At 35.2% G+C, this 16,248-nt stretch carries 15 protein-coding genes and 2 pseudogenes; 10 read left to right on the top strand and 7 right to left on the bottom strand.

Annotation, left to right across the window (positions count from 1 at the left end):
* Positions 1 to 494 precede the first annotated feature (494 nt).
* Complete coding sequence (locus tag ACZSMY_RS09780) at positions 495 to 1,046, top strand: dihydrofolate reductase family protein (RefSeq protein ID WP_332094238.1); 552 nt, start codon at positions 495 to 497, stop codon at positions 1,044 to 1,046.
* A gap of 935 nt (positions 1,047 to 1,981) precedes the next feature.
* Here the strand turns inward: ACZSMY_RS09780 and ACZSMY_RS09775 are convergent.
* Positions 1,982 to 2,266 (bottom strand): transposase, encoded by a 285-nt coding sequence (locus tag ACZSMY_RS09775; protein ID WP_193063141.1) that lies wholly within the window; start codon positions 2,264 to 2,266, stop codon positions 1,982 to 1,984.
* A 363-nt stretch (positions 2,267 to 2,629) separates the two neighbouring features.
* On the opposite strand from ACZSMY_RS09775, the gene ACZSMY_RS09770 reads away from it, so the two are divergent.
* The 3 genes and pseudogenes from ACZSMY_RS09770 (at position 2,630) to ACZSMY_RS09760 (ending at position 4,060) form a co-directional block, all read left to right on the top strand.
* Positions 2,630 to 2,797, top strand: a complete 168-nt coding sequence (locus ACZSMY_RS09770; protein ID WP_193063143.1) for a hypothetical protein — start codon at positions 2,630 to 2,632, stop codon at positions 2,795 to 2,797.
* A pseudogene (locus ACZSMY_RS09765) lies at positions 2,790 to 3,451 on the top strand (spore photoproduct lyase family protein); the annotation flags it as partial. The gene ACZSMY_RS09770 and the pseudogene ACZSMY_RS09765, both read left to right, overlap by 8 nt.
* 183 nt (positions 3,452 to 3,634) lie before the next feature.
* Entirely contained in the window at positions 3,635 to 4,060 is a 426-nt protein-coding gene (locus ACZSMY_RS09760; protein WP_193063145.1) for a YugN family protein, read from the top strand.
* Between the two features lie 956 nt (positions 4,061 to 5,016).
* On the opposite strand, the gene ACZSMY_RS09755 is transcribed toward ACZSMY_RS09760, so the two are convergent.
* From ACZSMY_RS09755 to ACZSMY_RS09740, 4 genes and pseudogenes are all read right to left on the bottom strand, one after another.
* Positions 5,017 to 5,415 carry a hypothetical protein gene (locus ACZSMY_RS09755; RefSeq protein WP_256705934.1) on the bottom strand — a complete coding sequence of 133 codons (399 nt, stop codon included), beginning with the start codon at positions 5,413 to 5,415 and terminating at the stop codon, positions 5,017 to 5,019.
* 182 nt (positions 5,416 to 5,597) lie between these two features.
* Entirely contained in the window at positions 5,598 to 5,981 is a 384-nt protein-coding gene (locus ACZSMY_RS09750) for a DUF4183 domain-containing protein (RefSeq protein WP_042536064.1), read from the bottom strand.
* Positions 5,982 to 6,126: 145 nt separating this feature from the next.
* Positions 6,127 to 6,585, bottom strand: coding sequence for a DUF4183 domain-containing protein (locus ACZSMY_RS09745; RefSeq protein WP_175297041.1), 459 nt, complete (start codon positions 6,583 to 6,585; stop codon positions 6,127 to 6,129).
* A 128-nt stretch (positions 6,586 to 6,713) separates the two neighbouring features.
* A pseudogene (locus tag ACZSMY_RS09740) lies at positions 6,714 to 6,999 on the bottom strand (ATP-binding protein); the annotation flags it as partial.
* Between the two features lie 653 nt (positions 7,000 to 7,652).
* Between ACZSMY_RS09740 and ACZSMY_RS09735 the strand changes: the two are divergent.
* The 3 genes from ACZSMY_RS09735 to ACZSMY_RS09725 are packed head-to-tail and all read left to right on the top strand — an operon-like array spanning position 7,653 to position 10,736.
* A complete protein-coding gene (locus tag ACZSMY_RS09735; protein WP_042532685.1) occupies positions 7,653 to 8,021 on the top strand; it encodes an ArsR/SmtB family transcription factor in 369 nt (122 codons plus the stop codon).
* A complete protein-coding gene (locus ACZSMY_RS09730) occupies positions 8,014 to 10,137 on the top strand; it encodes a heavy metal translocating P-type ATPase (protein ID WP_465147702.1) in 2,124 nt (707 codons plus the stop codon). Before ACZSMY_RS09735 ends, ACZSMY_RS09730 begins: the two co-directional genes overlap by 8 nt.
* Before the next feature lie 8 nt (positions 10,138 to 10,145).
* Positions 10,146 to 10,736, top strand: a complete 591-nt coding sequence (locus ACZSMY_RS09725; protein ID WP_455725570.1) for an NAD(P)-binding domain-containing protein — start codon at positions 10,146 to 10,148, stop codon at positions 10,734 to 10,736.
* Positions 10,737 to 10,928: 192 nt separating this feature from the next.
* Here the strand turns inward: ACZSMY_RS09725 and ACZSMY_RS09720 are convergent, their stop codons facing one another.
* The gene (locus ACZSMY_RS09720; RefSeq protein WP_212929579.1) at positions 10,929 to 11,861 is read right to left on the bottom strand and encodes a helix-turn-helix transcriptional regulator; all 933 of its coding nucleotides are present in this window, start codon (positions 11,859 to 11,861) and stop codon (positions 10,929 to 10,931) included.
* Positions 11,862 to 11,984: 123 nt separating this feature from the next.
* On the opposite strand from ACZSMY_RS09720, the gene ACZSMY_RS09715 reads away from it, so the two are divergent.
* Both ACZSMY_RS09715 and ACZSMY_RS09710 read left to right on the top strand, forming a co-directional pair.
* On the top strand, positions 11,985 to 12,623 hold the full coding sequence (locus ACZSMY_RS09715; RefSeq protein WP_256705940.1) for a type 1 glutamine amidotransferase family protein: 639 nt from the start codon (positions 11,985 to 11,987) through the stop codon (positions 12,621 to 12,623).
* Positions 12,624 to 12,881: 258 nt separating this feature from the next.
* Positions 12,882 to 13,079: a cold-shock protein gene (locus ACZSMY_RS09710; RefSeq protein WP_042532689.1), complete on the top strand. Its 198-nt coding sequence runs from the start codon at positions 12,882 to 12,884 to the stop codon at positions 13,077 to 13,079.
* A gap of 247 nt (positions 13,080 to 13,326) precedes the next feature.
* On the opposite strand, the gene ACZSMY_RS09705 is transcribed toward ACZSMY_RS09710, so the two are convergent.
* Complete coding sequence (locus tag ACZSMY_RS09705; protein ID WP_256705941.1) at positions 13,327 to 14,430, bottom strand: DNA alkylation repair protein; 1,104 nt, start codon at positions 14,428 to 14,430, stop codon at positions 13,327 to 13,329.
* 676 nt (positions 14,431 to 15,106) lie between these two features.
* On the opposite strand from ACZSMY_RS09705, the gene ACZSMY_RS09700 reads away from it, so the two are divergent.
* On the top strand, positions 15,107 to 16,123 hold the full coding sequence (locus ACZSMY_RS09700) for a phosphotransferase (protein ID WP_465147701.1): 1,017 nt from the start codon (positions 15,107 to 15,109) through the stop codon (positions 16,121 to 16,123).
* The last annotated feature ends 125 nt before the right edge of the window (positions 16,124 to 16,248 follow it).

Here is a 16,248-nt window from a genome sequence, read left to right as displayed (position 1 = left end):
CAATTTTCATGTTTTTATAGTTTTTTATACTTCCCGAAAACCTATCATATCAACGATATTGCACCATATTGTATTGGCGAAGTACTGAGTGGGAATAAGAATACAAACTAATTTGAAAAGAGAACGCCTATTTATAAGGATTTTTCCTAATCTAATATGGATAAAATGATTTAAATAAAGATAGTTCCCTGTCAAAATCCCGCCAAAGGAATAGGCAGGGAAGTAGAGCTACTGTATGAAAGCAGTGGCTCTTTTTTTGTTGATAAAGTCAATGAAATGGACGAATAGAAAGCATTTTATGTTTTAGTACGTAAAAATTAGAGTTAACTTGTTCATCCACCTTTCTTTTAATGACTGGACTATAAAAGGTAGCAATTGAAAAGAAATCAAAGTGTTATTTATGCTTTAATATAGAAAGTAGGCATGGTCATAAGGTTATTGAATATCATGCATGTGAGATATTTTTAAAAATTTCTAGAGAAAGGTTGAGTAGGATGAGAAAGATTGTCTTATCAATGGTCATGTCATTAGATGGATTTGTTGCAGGTGAAGAAGGGGATAGCTCTTGGCATGTGATGGATGAGGAAATGCACGATTTTATGGATGACTTTTTGGATTCTGTAGATACACTACTTTATGGAAGAGTTGCCTATGAAATGATGCTCCAGCATTGGCCTTCTGCTGAAATTGATAAAAAAAGTACGGAAAAAAATCGTTCTTTTGCTAGAAAAATGAATAAGATGAAAAAAGTTGTTTTCTCTCGAACGTTGGAAAAGGTGGAATGGAATGCAAGATTGGTTAAAGGAAATTTGGCTTTTGAAGTGGAAAAACTGAAGGACCAACCCGGCAAAAAAATAGCACTACTTGCAGGCGCAAGCATTGCACAAACCTTTATCCAACATGACTTAATTGATGAGTATCGACTTATACTGAATCCTGTTTTAATTGGAAAAGGACAACGGTTATTCAATGATGTTAATCAAAAACTTGAATTAATTGAATCACGAACGTTTCAGTGCGGGAATGTACTCTTAGTTTACAAATGAATACTCCCACCACTATCCCATTGGTCTTGCCTTTGGGACTACTTTTATTTTAGAATGATTCTGTCGGTCGAAGCAACATCTAAGCACAAGCAAACGGTTCTTTGAATGCTTTTCGAATCATTTTCATCATAATATTCCCGGCTCTATTGACATCGGCGTTCGCGATGACTCCATTCTTTGATTGATAAAGCCCACGTTTCATTCTCTTAACTGAAAATGATGGGTTCGAACCCTTTTTACCATATAAGGGCATTTCGTCCTGATCAAGGAAACCGTCAATTCACCTCCCACCTACAATTCCACTGAATGTTTGAGGATGGAGTCATCTTGGCTGAAATGATAGAAAATTACTTTTTGTGAGAACTTTTTCTTTGCCAAGGATTGCTTTTAGCATCATTCGTACTTTTTTCCTGATATTCGGGGTCAATTTGAAGCATATTTTTGAACACTAAAATAGACACCTCATTTTGAAATGCCTATCTATTCCATATTCAATTTTCACAATGGAAGTATCTATTATTGTTCTTCACTTTTCTAGGATATTTCATCGTATCAAGACTCATCCAAAAGTAGTAAATTAGTGGTAAAATGGAGTGTTTCATCCTTGAATAGCTTTTGTAAATCCAGTGTTTATACCAATAATCTGGTTTTTACACTTTATTATATAAAAAAAGGAGTAGGAGGGGAACGGCTAGGAAATTCACTCATAAGATTGTTCCCTATAATTTATGCCGTTAAATGTTCCTTTTCTCGCGCAACGTTATACGCTTAAAGCGCCAGTTTGTCGGCTATAACCATATTATTTGCCTTCATATTCGAAATTGACAATAACCAATGAATTTTAATGCTATACGTTTTAAGGTACTATTTCACCTCGTAGTACAGCTTGTATTCAATGTTATCATCTGTCCTAAACGCCATTTCAATAGAATCAATTAACTTTTCAAGGTTACATTCAACAACTGATAAATAATATATATACCTAAATAAGCACCGGCAATTAAGAAAAAGGGATTGAGGAAAATGGCATGGATATTTGTCATAAATACGGTTTTATCTTTAATAATTTGATAAATGGAGACAGAAACAATATTTCCAAAGACAAGCGTTGATACAAGGGTAATAAGATTAAAAATGAAATGCAATTTATCCCATTTTTTTCGCAGGAAGTACATTGCAAGTGGAATCAATATACTTATTAATACAAGGAAAACGTTCATAAAAACACCCCTATTTTTCCATGGTATTGTCAAAAGTTTTTAATAAAAATTAGTCAAAGCATTGATATGAAAGGGACTGTTAACAAAAAAATATCCCCCTCCTTAAATATAGGAAGTCATACAAGTTTTTTCAGTGAGACTTTACTTGGAGCCACAAGCATGATAAACTGTAAAGCCTTACGCAACAAGGATTAGCTACGTTCTTGCGTAGTAATTCATGCTTGTAGAGACTTCATGTCAAGCCTTCACATTTCTTTTAACACTACCTTCCCCAGTTTATTAGTATTACCATTTTGTTTCATATCATTCTAAATGAAATCCTTTCGTCATAAAATATACGCCTTGAGGGATGATTAATATTAAATGAAGAAAGATAGTGAGAAAATGGACATCAATCAAACATATAGGCCAGGCGAAGTTATGTATATCCTCAAGCTTAGAATGTTGCCCAAGCCCAACAAGCAGCAGTTTTTGGAAATCCAGATAACCCCAATGAATTGGCTGTTTTTTTCCGGGGAGTTCTATGGTTAAACTTTTTATTTCTCAACTTGTTTATGTGGAACCTAAAGCACTAGAATACCCACTTGGGAAAGAATTTGTATCTAAATTTGAAAAGATAGGGATTAACCAGAAAAATAACATCACATAATCAAATCCGTAATTTACCTGGTGAAAACCATTCCCAAAAATATTGTACGGCTAAATCAACTCTTGTTATCAGAATTCGAAAAACCTTAAAATTCGGTACATCTAAGCCATCAGCAGAATATACTATTCCCTTTGCAACAGGTTGTATTGGTCATTGTCATTTTGGTTATATACAAACAATGATGAGCAGCAAGCCATGTGACATATGTTAACGAGATTTTTGAGGCAGCAGAATTTTATATGGAGGAGAGGGCTCTTGAATTTACAAAATTTGAAGTCTTCTGTACATCATATATTGTTGGTATAGATCATTTAACTCTTACGCTTAAACGAGCAATTTAATATTTTGGTAATTCGAAGTATGGCAAGCATCGTTTTGTAACCAAGTTTGCGTATGTGTACCATCTTCTCGATGCCAAACATAATGGCAGGACATATTTTCGATTCAGTATCAATAATAATTTCATTATTAAGTTTATTGATCCTGGTAAATCTAGACTGAACGAGCGCGTTGAAGCAGGAGTGAAAGTCGCAGAACAGGAAGATATCAAAGATACAATTGGGGGCTATATTCATCATTATTTTCTTGAATCAAGAATTGAATATTTTACATGAACATCAATAAAAGATAGTTAATATATAACTAAGTGTTTAGCATAACTCATGGGTATCTTTTATTTAAATATGTTAATACTAGTTATCAAAAAAGGGAGTGAAAATATGCTGAAATTACAGACTGATATTGAAGGCAAAAAGGTATATTTTGGTGAAGTGCGTAATGTATTTGATGCTAATGGATTTACCTTCTGCAGTAATTTTGAATACACCCACGGAAAGTTTGATATGAATTTATGCCGAGAAGGTGGAGAAACAATTTACATAAGAGTCCCCTTTAACGTTTTGCATGGAGAACTGGATCGCCCAAATGCATATATTCAATTTGGACAACCATATGTCATCAAACATGTTGTGAATATAGGACTGGATTGGGATGAAAATTCTTTATTAACGGCAACAGGATTTAATCAATTCCAGAATCCTGTAGATAAAGATGGTAACATATTGGATAAAAGCAGATGGGAAGAAGCTGGTGAGCAAATGGTTCATCGTGTTGTTAGTTCATTGAATGACATGCAAGTTTCCTGATGTTGCTTTTACACAGTGTTATCATCATTAAATAAGGAGCGATTAAATGTGAGTCAATATAAAAAAGTATTGAGAAAATACTTAATGACAGTCATACCGGTACAATGGCAACAGTAAAAAATAACAAAACTCATTCTAGATATATGATCTTTTTGACCCGCATGCGACAAAAAATTGATCCATCCAACTAAAGGATTAGAACCTATTAACCGCAGTGTCATTTACTTGCTCTTTACCGCCGTGCCAATTCTTAGTGAATGCTGGAAGGGAACCGGCCCCGCCAGCAGAGCATAGAATTGATTGTCCAGGGTACGCTATTGATGCGGATAGAGCCATAAAAGGTTTGTTTTTTGCTATCCGCTATAAATTTCACTACCAGGGACACAAACAAGTTCAAGGGGGGTGGAGTTAAGACTACACTGGGTGCACTTATGGCAGAAGCGGGTCAAAAAGATGGCACACCTGGGTCTCCTTCATGGCAATACTCAATCTAGCTAAAACCAAGTATCAATATACATTAAATGATATTCTGATATGACCCAAAAGCTTCTTGAAATTGATAATTAATACGCTCCAAATCACACATTAAAACACAACCATTGTTTTTCTTTGTTTAACACACCCCAGTTTTCCATGAGGAAAAAGCACATAATACTCAATCTTAACCTCTTATAGACTTTGATAGCATTTAATATTTTTTTATATGTTAAATATTATAGTTTGAACAATCATTATTATGCTCTTTATTACTCGTTTTTGCCGGCATTATATTTCCAATAATCTCATCACCATTCGTATTATAGGTAGAATCATTGCTGTATTACTTCATGATTTCAATTTATTCACTATCTGTTGTTTATACTATCCAAAATTAATGGAACAAAATAAAACACCCCATGATATGATACTCGAACAAGTACATTTACTGATACTTTTCTATTCAGAGAAGGTCTATCTTAGTTATGAAAACTACCCAAAATCATAAAATCCACAACAATCCCGCTCACTGGATTTTCCGAACCCAATACACTTATGCCTAGAACGGTTACACCACTAATATTTGTAACATTGGCCGAAACATATTTTCCCGTAATGTTCTTCTCACGCATTTGCACTCTTGGTCTTGCATTTATCGTAGCATTTGTTGAATATACGCTCGATACCGCATAATCAATCGTATCTAATAATGGATTTCCATCTGCTAATCCATTGTCTGTGAAATAAAGTGTAGCTATCCCATTTGCATTTGATGTAGCCTGTCCATAAACCATTCGTTTTGCTTTTTGCGGGTTTTGCTCTCCTGCCTCATATATTTGAATAGCTGTCGGACCCAATGTAAAGAATTCAATACTCATAACTAATCCCCCTCGTATTCTTTAATGGAAATTAAAAAGCATGACAGTATAATGTATTCAAACTTCCAAAAAAGTGCGGTAATCTAAACAGACCTTTTCTTATATGAGGTATTTATGATGAAAATAGATAAATTTCTTTGTGCCCTGCCAGTATCTGGCGGGCACAAAGGAGTACTTATATTCTAGGTGTCAAATGTCCCTGAGGATGTTGCTGCGAAATTAACAACTTGCAGGATAACAGTTTGGTTTGCTGGAATGGACCCTCCGCCAGCAGGAACAGCAATGTCTAATGAGCCAGTCCCTGTAGCACCTGGTGTATATGTTGATATGCCTTGCATTTGCTCAACACCGTTAATTTCCACAGTGAAATAACTATTATCTTCTGCAAGTTCTGGAAGTGTCGTTACCGCTTCACCATCATCCCCCAGGAAACTTGCAGCATCAATAGATAAGGTACTTCCTGCTGCTGTATCTTCTGTTGTGATGTAAAAGAATTTTGCGGACTCAGGATTAACATCTGTGTCAATTGTACCGCTAATAGCGATTTTCATTAATTGAAGTGCCATATTCATTTTCACCTCCATTTTATATCAACCACATTTTATTCTATGAAGAGGAGTTGGAAATGCTTGGTCAGACGAATTAGTTCGTATTGAAAGTTAACAAAATGCCCCATTAAAAAAGGCATATTTATTACATAGCAAGGTAATATTATCCTTTAACCGTGACAAACAGAAGCGTAATTGGGGCATCCTTTGGAGGGAGGTCACTGGACTCTAAGTGAAGAATACCTTCCTCGACAGTGTAAATGGACGGGGGTTGCAACACTCCATTGACAAATAAATTAAGAGTGGAAACATTGTCCGGATCAAGTATATCACTGCTTCCATATTGCTTTAATGCATCTTTATTCGTATAAACCTTTTTCCCTTCTTCGGCAAGGGTAAGGTATTGGACCGTCTCCACTCCTATGGGGGTTGGTGTATATTCAGGGGATATATTGACTGTAATGGATGGATTAAATATAGGATTAAAGGTATTTGTATTGGATGTGTTATTTTTATTTCCCTCATGAATTTTTTTGCGCTCTTTACTGCAATGATGGCAGTGGCAATTTGAACAAGAATCCCTGCCGCGTAGCTTTCTACTATGATAATAGCTTTCATTCAACGGTATTTCACCCCCTCCTACGTGAAATTTTGATGTGTTGTTTTATATCTTATTTAAAAAGAAGGTGATTTGACTGTGCAGCTGGCTGTATTTGGCAAGTAAAAATGTATGTCCCTTGCTGTCCCGAATTATTGCTGTATGAATGATTCTTTGTAACGGAAACTTTCACGGTTAAAAAAGGAGTAAATGTGAATGATGAATAAGCCGGCCAATCACCGCTTCAGTTAATATTGGATCTCCTAAAACATGATTCCATTGCCCAAATGGAAGGTTAGTAGTAATCACCAAGCTTTTATTTTCACAACACATAGAGATTACCTGAAACAATAACTCTGCACCTTCTTTAAGGAGAGGAATGTCTAATATAAGTAAATCCAGTCTATCAAGCTGTTTAATCAGCCTAGAGAGCTCGCCAGAAATAACTATAAAACATTATGCGTATTAATGGAGTAGAAATGATGAGCCACTTGCTAAAAAAATGCCAGTGAATATTCAGTTTAATCTTTCTAAGGAAACTTATGTGGATTTCAATGGAAATCAATACATTAAGATGGAATTGGTTCTTTGCCAAAAACCTGCCATAGAGAAAAATTTAGCTGAAAATAGTGATGGCAAGGGTTCTAGGTAGCTCACCGACAATTGAGTGAGAATAATTCACTAGTATGATTTGAAGTGAAAACGTTAATTTGGCAGTATTTTAGGGAGACATAAAATGGAAGAAATGATTAAAAATCAATAGATTCCCCGCCAAAATCCCGCAAAAGGAATAGGCAGGGAAGTAGGGTTACTGTATAAAAGCGTGGCTCTTTTTTTGATGATAAAGTCAATGAAGTGGACGAATAGACAGCTTTTTAAGTTTTAATACGTGAAAAATTAGAGTTATTATTAAAATATCTTAACAACCTTAGGTAGAGAATGTTCTCCGCCAGAAGGTCGTTTTTTCTTTTTAAAAACCAAAATTCCATTAAAGTATTTCACCTCTTTATTCAAATATATACTTGAATGAAATTCGTGAATAAGATACTATATATTCAAATGAGTATTTGAATGAAGGTGGAGTGATTACTTTGGTTAAAAAAGATATGTGTGAAGTGTATTGTTATGACGAGGAAAAAGTCAATCGTATACAAGAAGAATTACAAAGAGAAGACTTATCTCATGTTTCTCAATTGTTCAAAGTACTTGCAGATGAAAATAGAACAAAAATTTCTTATGCCTTATGTATAGACGATGAGTTGTGTGTATGTGACATTGCGAATATCATAGGCTCTTCTGTGGCAACTGCCTCCCACCACTTGCGGACACTGCATAAACAAAAAATTGTGAAGTACCGAAAAGAAGGAAAACTTGCTTTTTATTCATTGGACGATGAACATATTAAGCAATTAATTTCGATTACATTAATCCATCAGAAAGAAGAAAAAGCAAATGTCTGAATCACTAACTAAACAAGATGTAAAAGCATATCGTGTTCAAGGATTTAGTTGTGCCGGGTGTGCAAAAACTTTTGAAAATAATGTCAAGAAAATACAAGGGGTGGAAGACGCCGAAGTTAATTTTGGAGCTTCAAAAGTATATGTAAAGGGACAAATAACCATTGAAGAGCTTGAAAAAGCAGGATCCTTTGAAAATTTAAAGGTTCGAGATGAAAAAGAACAAAAGGTAGATCATGAACCTTTTTGGAAACAAAAAGAAAATATAAAGGTTTATATTTCAGCCATATTGCTTTTGGTTAGCTGGTTTTTAGGAAAACAATTAGGAGAAGAAAATTTTTTACCAACAATCGGGTATGCACTGTCTATTTTAATTGGCGGTTACACGCTTTTTATTAAAGGGATTAGAAATCTGAGTAGATTACAATTTGATATGAATACGCTTATGACCATTGCGATTATCGGTGCAGCTATTATTGGCGAATGGATGGAAGGTGCGACGGTTGTTATCCTGTTCGCTATCAGTGAAGCATTGGAACGCTATTCCATGGATAAAGCCCGTCAATCGATTGAATCGTTAATGGATATCGCACCAAAAGAAGCATTAATCCGTCGGGGAAATCAAGAAATGAGTATCCATGTAGATGACATTGAAATTGACGATATGATGATTGTAAAGCCTGGTCAGAAATTAGCGATGGATGGTACTGTTCTCAAAGGAACTTCCACCTTAAATCAATCTGCTATTACAGGTGAAAGTGTTCCTGTTACGAAAACAGTAGATGATGAAGTATTTGCTGGAACATTAAATGAAGAAGGCTTACTTGAAATTAGCGTAACCAAACGAGTGGAAGATACTACACTTTCAAAAATCATTCATCTTGTAGAAGAAGCACAAGCAGAGCGTGCACCCTCTCAAGCATTTGTCGATAAATTTGCTAAATATTATACACCAGCTATTGTTATTTTAGCTATATTAATAGCTGTTATTCCTCCTTTATTTATTGGTGGAGATTGGAATACATGGGTTTATCAAGGCCTGGCTGCACTCGTAGTTGGTTGTCCTTGTGCTCTTGTCGTTTCTACTCCAGTAGCTGTAGTTACTGCCATAGGGAATGCAGCAAAAAATGGGGTATTGATTAAAGGCGGTGTCTATTTAGAAGAGACTGGAAACCTTAAAGTTATCGCTTTTGATAAAACAGGAACACTTACAAGAGGGGTTCCTACTGTCACAGATGTTGTAACGTATAGCCGAAGTGAAGACGAATTAATCACCATTACCGCAGCAATTGAAAAAGGATCACAACACCCTCTCGCTTCCGCTATTATAAGAAAGGCGGAAGAAAAAGGTTTATATTACAATGATATAGCTATGGAAGAATTTCAATCCATTACAGGAAAAGGCATTAAAGCTAAGATAAATCATGAAACATATTATGTAGGAAGTCCAAGTCTTTTTGAAGAGCTGCATAACCAAATAGAAAATGACCAAAAAGAAAAGATTACCTCTTTACAAACAGCTGGAAAAACAGTCATGGTGTTAGGAACAGAAACAGAGATTCTTGCATTCATTGCTGTCGCAGATGAAATAAGAGAATCATCTAAAGAGGTTATCAGCCAATTAAATCATCTTGGAGTCGAAACAGTCATGCTAACAGGTGATAATCAACGAACTGCACATGCGATTGGACAACAAGTTGGGGTTGTAGATGTCGAAGCTGGTTTATTGCCAGAAGATAAGTTGACCTTTATTAAAGAACTTCGAGAAAAACATCAACAAGTAGCCATGGTTGGTGATGGTGTGAATGACGCTCCAGCACTGGCTGCTTCTACGGTCGGAGTAGCTATGGGCGGTGCAGGAACTGATACAGCACTAGAAACAGCAGATATTGCTCTTATGTCAGATGAATTGAATAAGTTACCATATACCATTCAATTAAGCCGGAAAGCATTGATGATTATCAAGCAGAATATTACCTTCTCTTTAGGAATTAAAGCTGTTGCTTTACTATTAGTTGTTCCTGGTTGGTTAACCTTATGGATAGCGATATTTGCAGATATGGGAGCGACCTTGCTTGTGACATTAAACAGTTTACGATTATTGAGAATTAAGAAATGAGTTATTCCATGACATATGACGTTATCATAATCGGCGGTGGGCAAGCTGGTTTAGCTTTGGGGTTTTCATTAAAACAGAAAAACATTCCTTTCGTTATTCTTGATGAGAATGAGCAAACTGGCATGTCTTGGCGAAAACGTTATGATTCATTACGTTTATTTACTCCTGGAAGTTACAGTCAATTGCATGGGTTTCATCTGAAGGGCGACCCCAAAGGATTTCCAGATAAGAATGAAATTGCAGATTATTTAGCTGCGTTTAAAATACAGAATGAATTACCCGTTCATCGTGAGAAAGTTATCAGACTAACTCAGAATGAGAGGAAACAGTTTTTAGTCACCACTCCAAATAAAATATATACAGCTAAACAAGTAGTTATTGCTACTGGAGCTTTTCACAATCCTTGTGTTTCAAAGGTTCATGATGGGACAGCAGGTTTTGAAATTCATGCTTCCAAATATCAGAATCCATCTCAAATACCTAATGGGAATGTTTTAATCGTAGGTGCTGGTAATACAGGTGTTCAAATTGCGGCGGAATTGAGTAAGACACACCAAGTTACACTGTCACAAAGCAAACCAATGAAACGTGTTCCTTAAAATATTGCTGGGCGAAGTCTTTTTTGGTGGTTGGAAACATTCCGAATTGGTCGAGCAAAGCCATATTCCTTTGTGGGAAAAATGTTATATGTACGTATCATGTATAGTTTTAAATGTCACTATTTTACCTTGATAAAAGTAAACAGATTTAACTAACTAGAACAATATAAGGATAAAATTGAAATGCTTGATTTAATTTTCATATAAATTAGCTAGAACATGTATTTTCCGTTTCAATTCTGTTCGGATATGTAAAGGCTCTAAACATTCACATTTATCACCAAAACTTAAAAGGATATTGTAATAATAGTCATTTTCTACAAAAGGGAAAGTAACAATGTAGTACTCATCACCGTCTGGTGAAAAATCTTCATATTTACAATAATCAAGTGCTCTATCCATGATAGATTTATGAATACGAAGTTTGATTTTTGTTTGTATCGTTGCCAAAATATCAGTGAAATCCAATAGTGGTTTTTGATAATCTCGTGGCGTAAAGAAGATCTCTTCTAATTTTAGGTTTGATATACGAGCTAATTTGAACAGACGAAAATCATTTCTTTTATAACAGTAGCCTTGAAAATACCAATGATTACCCTTTAATACAATTTGACAGGCTTCAGCTTCTCGTTCCGTGCTGTTTCCATGACGGTCGGCATATTCAAACGAAAGCAGTTTGTTTTCTTGCAAAGCTATTTTTAAGATTTCTAAATAGGATTGTACATTCCTATAACCTATCCACTGACTTAAATCGATATGTATTTGATCCGTTTTTAATTGAATCTCGTCAACTCTATCCGCTGGGATAAAACTTTTTACTTTTGCAAGGGCGTTTATCAGTTCGTCACTTTGTATCATATTGGAGAGACTAGAAAGTCCTGTCAAAATAGTAGAAATATCAGCAGTAGAAAAAACCGTACTATCCATTTTGTAGTTTTTCATAATTTCAAAGCCACCTCCTACTCCCGATGTTGAGCGAACTGGAATACCTGCCATGTTGATGGCATCTATATCACGGTAGATTGTGCGTGTTGAAACTTCAAACATATTTGCTAACTCCTGTGCGCCTATCCGTTGTTTATCGAGCAGTATCATAATAATGCTAACAAGCCTGCTAACCTTCATCTGTTAACCACCTTTCAGGAAAAATATTTCTTCATTCTAGATTGTTGCCATATTGTTGTCAACAATAGATAAGTATAATAATAATCAAACAGTAAATTTATTACAATCAAATGGAGGAAAATGATGAAAATAATTTATATTTATGTACTTGATACTTTAGCAGACTGGGAACTGGGATATGTTACAGCGGAGTTGAATTCCAGGAGATTTTTCAAAGAAGATGCGAATCAAGTATTGATTAAAACAGTCAGTTACTCTAAACAACCCATCCGTACAATGGGCGGAATGACAATAGTTCCTGACTGCTTCATTGATGACATTATGGTAAGTGAAACAAACATGCTGTTATTACCAGGTGCAGATACATGGAATGATCCAAAGCATGAAACTATTCTCGTAAAAGCAAGCGAGCTGCTCACTGCAGGTGCTACAGTATGTGCAATCTGTGGAGCTACTGCGGCACTTGCAAATTTGGGAATATTAGATAATCGCCCCCATACTAGCAATGGTCCAGGATTCCTTGAAATAGTTTGTTCTGATTATAAAGGGAAAGATTTTTATATAGATCAACCATCTATTGCATCTAATAACCTTATTACTGCTGGTTCCACTGAAGCTTTGCTATGGACGAAACAAATCATTGAGTGCTTAGATGTTTTTAAATCAAACACATTAGAATCTTGGTATAACTATTTTAATACTGGCGATTCTAAATATTTCTTTGAACTTATGCAAACTTTACCGTCTAATAATAAAAATTAACCTATTTTTATGTCGAGTGAATAAATTAATGAATTTACTGCTGATGTATAGGCTGTATCACAAGAAGACCGTCTTTAAAATATATATAGAATGGTATCTTTTTTGAGTGACATGTGTTATATTATAAATAACTTAATTGTTCGTGCTAGCAATACAGGATTTATGTCATAACTTTACAATTTATATCATCGTCTTGAATTATTATCAGAACAACCAAAGTAATAAATGTGTGCATTATGCACAATGGAGGAATTTCATATGAACACAGGTTCAGTAAAATGGTTTAACGCAGATAAAGGTTTTGGATTTATCGAAGTTGAAGGTGGAGACGACGTATTCGTGCACTTCTCAGCAATTCAAGGCGAAGGTTTTAAAACATTAGAAGAAGGTCAAGCAGTTACTTTCGACATCGAAGAAGGTAACCGTGGACCACAAGCAACTAACGTTGTTAAGTAATAATTTATAATTGATAAAAAGTCTTTCTTTCATAGAAAGGCTTTTTATTTTTTACAGACCGCATGATATCAACGGTATTGCACTATATTGTATTGTCGAGATATTGAATGATAATAAAGGGCTATAAACCTTTTCTTTACAAGGATTTATAGCCTTTTATTATATTTTTATAAAAAGTGAAGTAACATGAATAGAAGCAGTACATATTGAAAATGATAAAGTCGCTCAAACGGAATCCAAGATTAGCCTATTTAGCAGCTAACAATTCAAAATCCAGCGTATACTGCTCGACGCCGTTCACAATAAGCGTAACCGAATGGATGCCTGTATAATGCTTCCTTGTGCTTAGATTTGCAAAAGAATGTTTTTTTGTGTAAGTCTTCGTTTCGTTTTTCTTTAAAGAAAGCTCGGATATTTGGAATATTTTACGGTTTCGCTTCCCGTTTGCTTTTACATAATCAATGCCATATTCCAGCCGAACCTTGGTTGCTTTTTTTGCCTCAATCTTAAAAGAAAAGACCATATTCCCGCCAATGGAAATAGACGTAGCATCTAACGTAAAGGCGTCAACATCCACGTAATCGGCATCTGCAAATCCAAAGATGGTCAATACATCCCTGTTGCCCTTTTTAAGAAGTGTCCTGCACCCGTGCTTTACAATCCAATCCGTATGCTCGTTTTGACCGTACCAATCCTTGGCAATTTCTACAACCAGGTCAGGATGTGTTTTGGAAATATCGTTTAGGTTATTGGCCACGCTTTTACGGACATACAGTGATGGATCAGCTTTAAGCTGTTCTAAAATACCAAGAACTGGCGATGGGTCTTTTTTGAAACTGATTAATGCTTGTCCCCATGGCAGTTGAGGGCGGCAACCCTCACTGGCAAGCCGCCGGACATGCTCATTGTCATGCCTGGCCCAGGCAGCCATCTGGGACATCATACGCTCTTCATGGTTTATGATAAAAGGTCTCACGGCAAATTCAGAAGAGGAGGATGAGGTATATCTTTCTAACGCAGCAATTGACAGATCCCAATGGCGTTCATCCTGCCCATAGACTTCAACAAAATCTGGTAAATACATGAAAGAAAAGTCGTTAAATCCTGCAGGATAACCCGCAATGACTTCATCAAGGATATCAAGCGCCTGTTCATAATCGGCTGGCAAATACTTTCCTAAATTTATTGCAATTTGCCGCATACGTGCTTTCAATCCTAATTCATTCCATCTTTCGTCCATAATGTCGTTGACAAAATCATCAATCTGAAACGAATGATATACAGATCGAATACTTAAAGCCAGCTCGTGAACGGACTCGTAATTATACTTGTTTTTTAGTAATTCTGCCATATGCTTCTCCTTCTCAAATGGTGTGTAGCCGAGAGTACTCCGCAATTAACGGGATAACAAAGGAATAACTGCCTTTATAGTCAAGCTGATTTACTCCCTTTCACATGCTAGTATGTGGCTATTATAGCTTAATATATGATAAAAGCATAGATACAACCTCATGCTTGAAGTGTATTCCTTTATATATTGATATAAATAATTACAAAAGGCTGTAAAACTTCCTTACTTTCAAGGAGTTGCAGCCATTCATTGTCTGTATAACTATAAATGTTCAAATGATGAAACAAATAACCGCGACTATATACCAATGTTGGAAACATGAATATATAATAGTGTAATGAAACAAGAAGAGATAAAATAAAATATTCATGAAAGTGGTGATGAATACAGCTAAGAATGGGTTACTTAAAATTATTGATGAAACACCTGAACAAGAAGTGGATAAAAATCTGGATTTTGAGGAGTTTTTAAAAGCTAAAAGCGATAAAATCTGAATATTTAACAAAATCTAGTGAGAGCAGCAAGAATCGGGCGTAATTGTTGCGCAACAGAGACAGAAAATAGGTATAAAAGTCAAATGGTCTATTTATACAATAAAATAAGAAATTGTTTTGATGAAATGTCTGAGAGAGCTGTATTACAATGAATCTGAGTATGAAAGGTTAGGAGGTAGCGGATGACAAAAGAATTTAAAAAATACATTAAAGAAGTCCAGGCGAAAAAAGACCAAGTAATAGAATGGAGTGCTTACTTAGAGAACGGGCTGTATACGTTGGATAAAGATCTTAGAACTGTTTTTAATACAACAAAAACTGCTCATCCTATGGTTAATAACCTTAAAAATACAAAAAAAGAGGATCAACTTTCACTGGAAATAGGAGATTCCAGGCTGAAGTATTTCAATGGAAGTATCTTATGGTTCTGTATTAATGGCGATATCAAAATTTTTTCAGATGATGAGGTACTTGTCATTTGTACCAATAAAGAAAGTTATCAAATGAAAATCGCAAACTATACTTATTTTTCACCTTTCTTCCGTATCCCCTCATTAATCAATCAAGACGCCAAGCACAACATGTTGATGGAAGAATTCGTTCATTTTGAAGATAAAACAGATAACGATGAAGCTTTCATTTTGAAAAAAATATATGATGATTATCGTAGTTATTTCAATTATCTAACGCTTCATTCAAAGGTTGATTATCAAACGTTGAACCGCTTATTGAACACAAGTTCAAATGGGAAGCATATCCATCAGTTTGAGAAAATAATAGAAAAAGTTTCCCCAGAATTGCTTTCTCTAAATTTGCCGTTTATCAACTTACACGGCGATTTGTGGTCTGATAACATTCTTTTAACTGATGAAGCAGGGGAAAAAACTTTATGGTATATCGACTGGGAAACTGCAGGCAAATATGTTTTCTTCTATGATTTTTTCAAATTTATTTGGAACGAATTAGATGTACACCATAATTATTCCTATTATAAGAGGTATATCGCAGGGGATTTTGATGAAGGATTAACGAGTCTTTTTGCTATTTTCCATTTAACGTTTGAGCCTAAGTACCGGCAATCTTATTTTTGTCTCTTTTTCCTAAATTTTATTCTCACAGATACAGATAATATGGCGTTTAAATACAAACATGAGGAAATAATTAACTTTGAACGTAAAGTTTTCCCCTTCATGTCTTAAGACGGTATCCATACTATAAAGTGTATAACCTATACTTGAAGAACAGAAAAAACGTACCGCCATCTTCCCTGTAGATAGCGGTACGTTTTCCATCAAACATATTTGATTTTTTCCACTTGCTCTAA

Source organism: Oceanobacillus sp. B139/18 (assembly GCF_055524595.1).
This window is presented reverse-complemented; position numbering and strand designations above follow the sequence as displayed.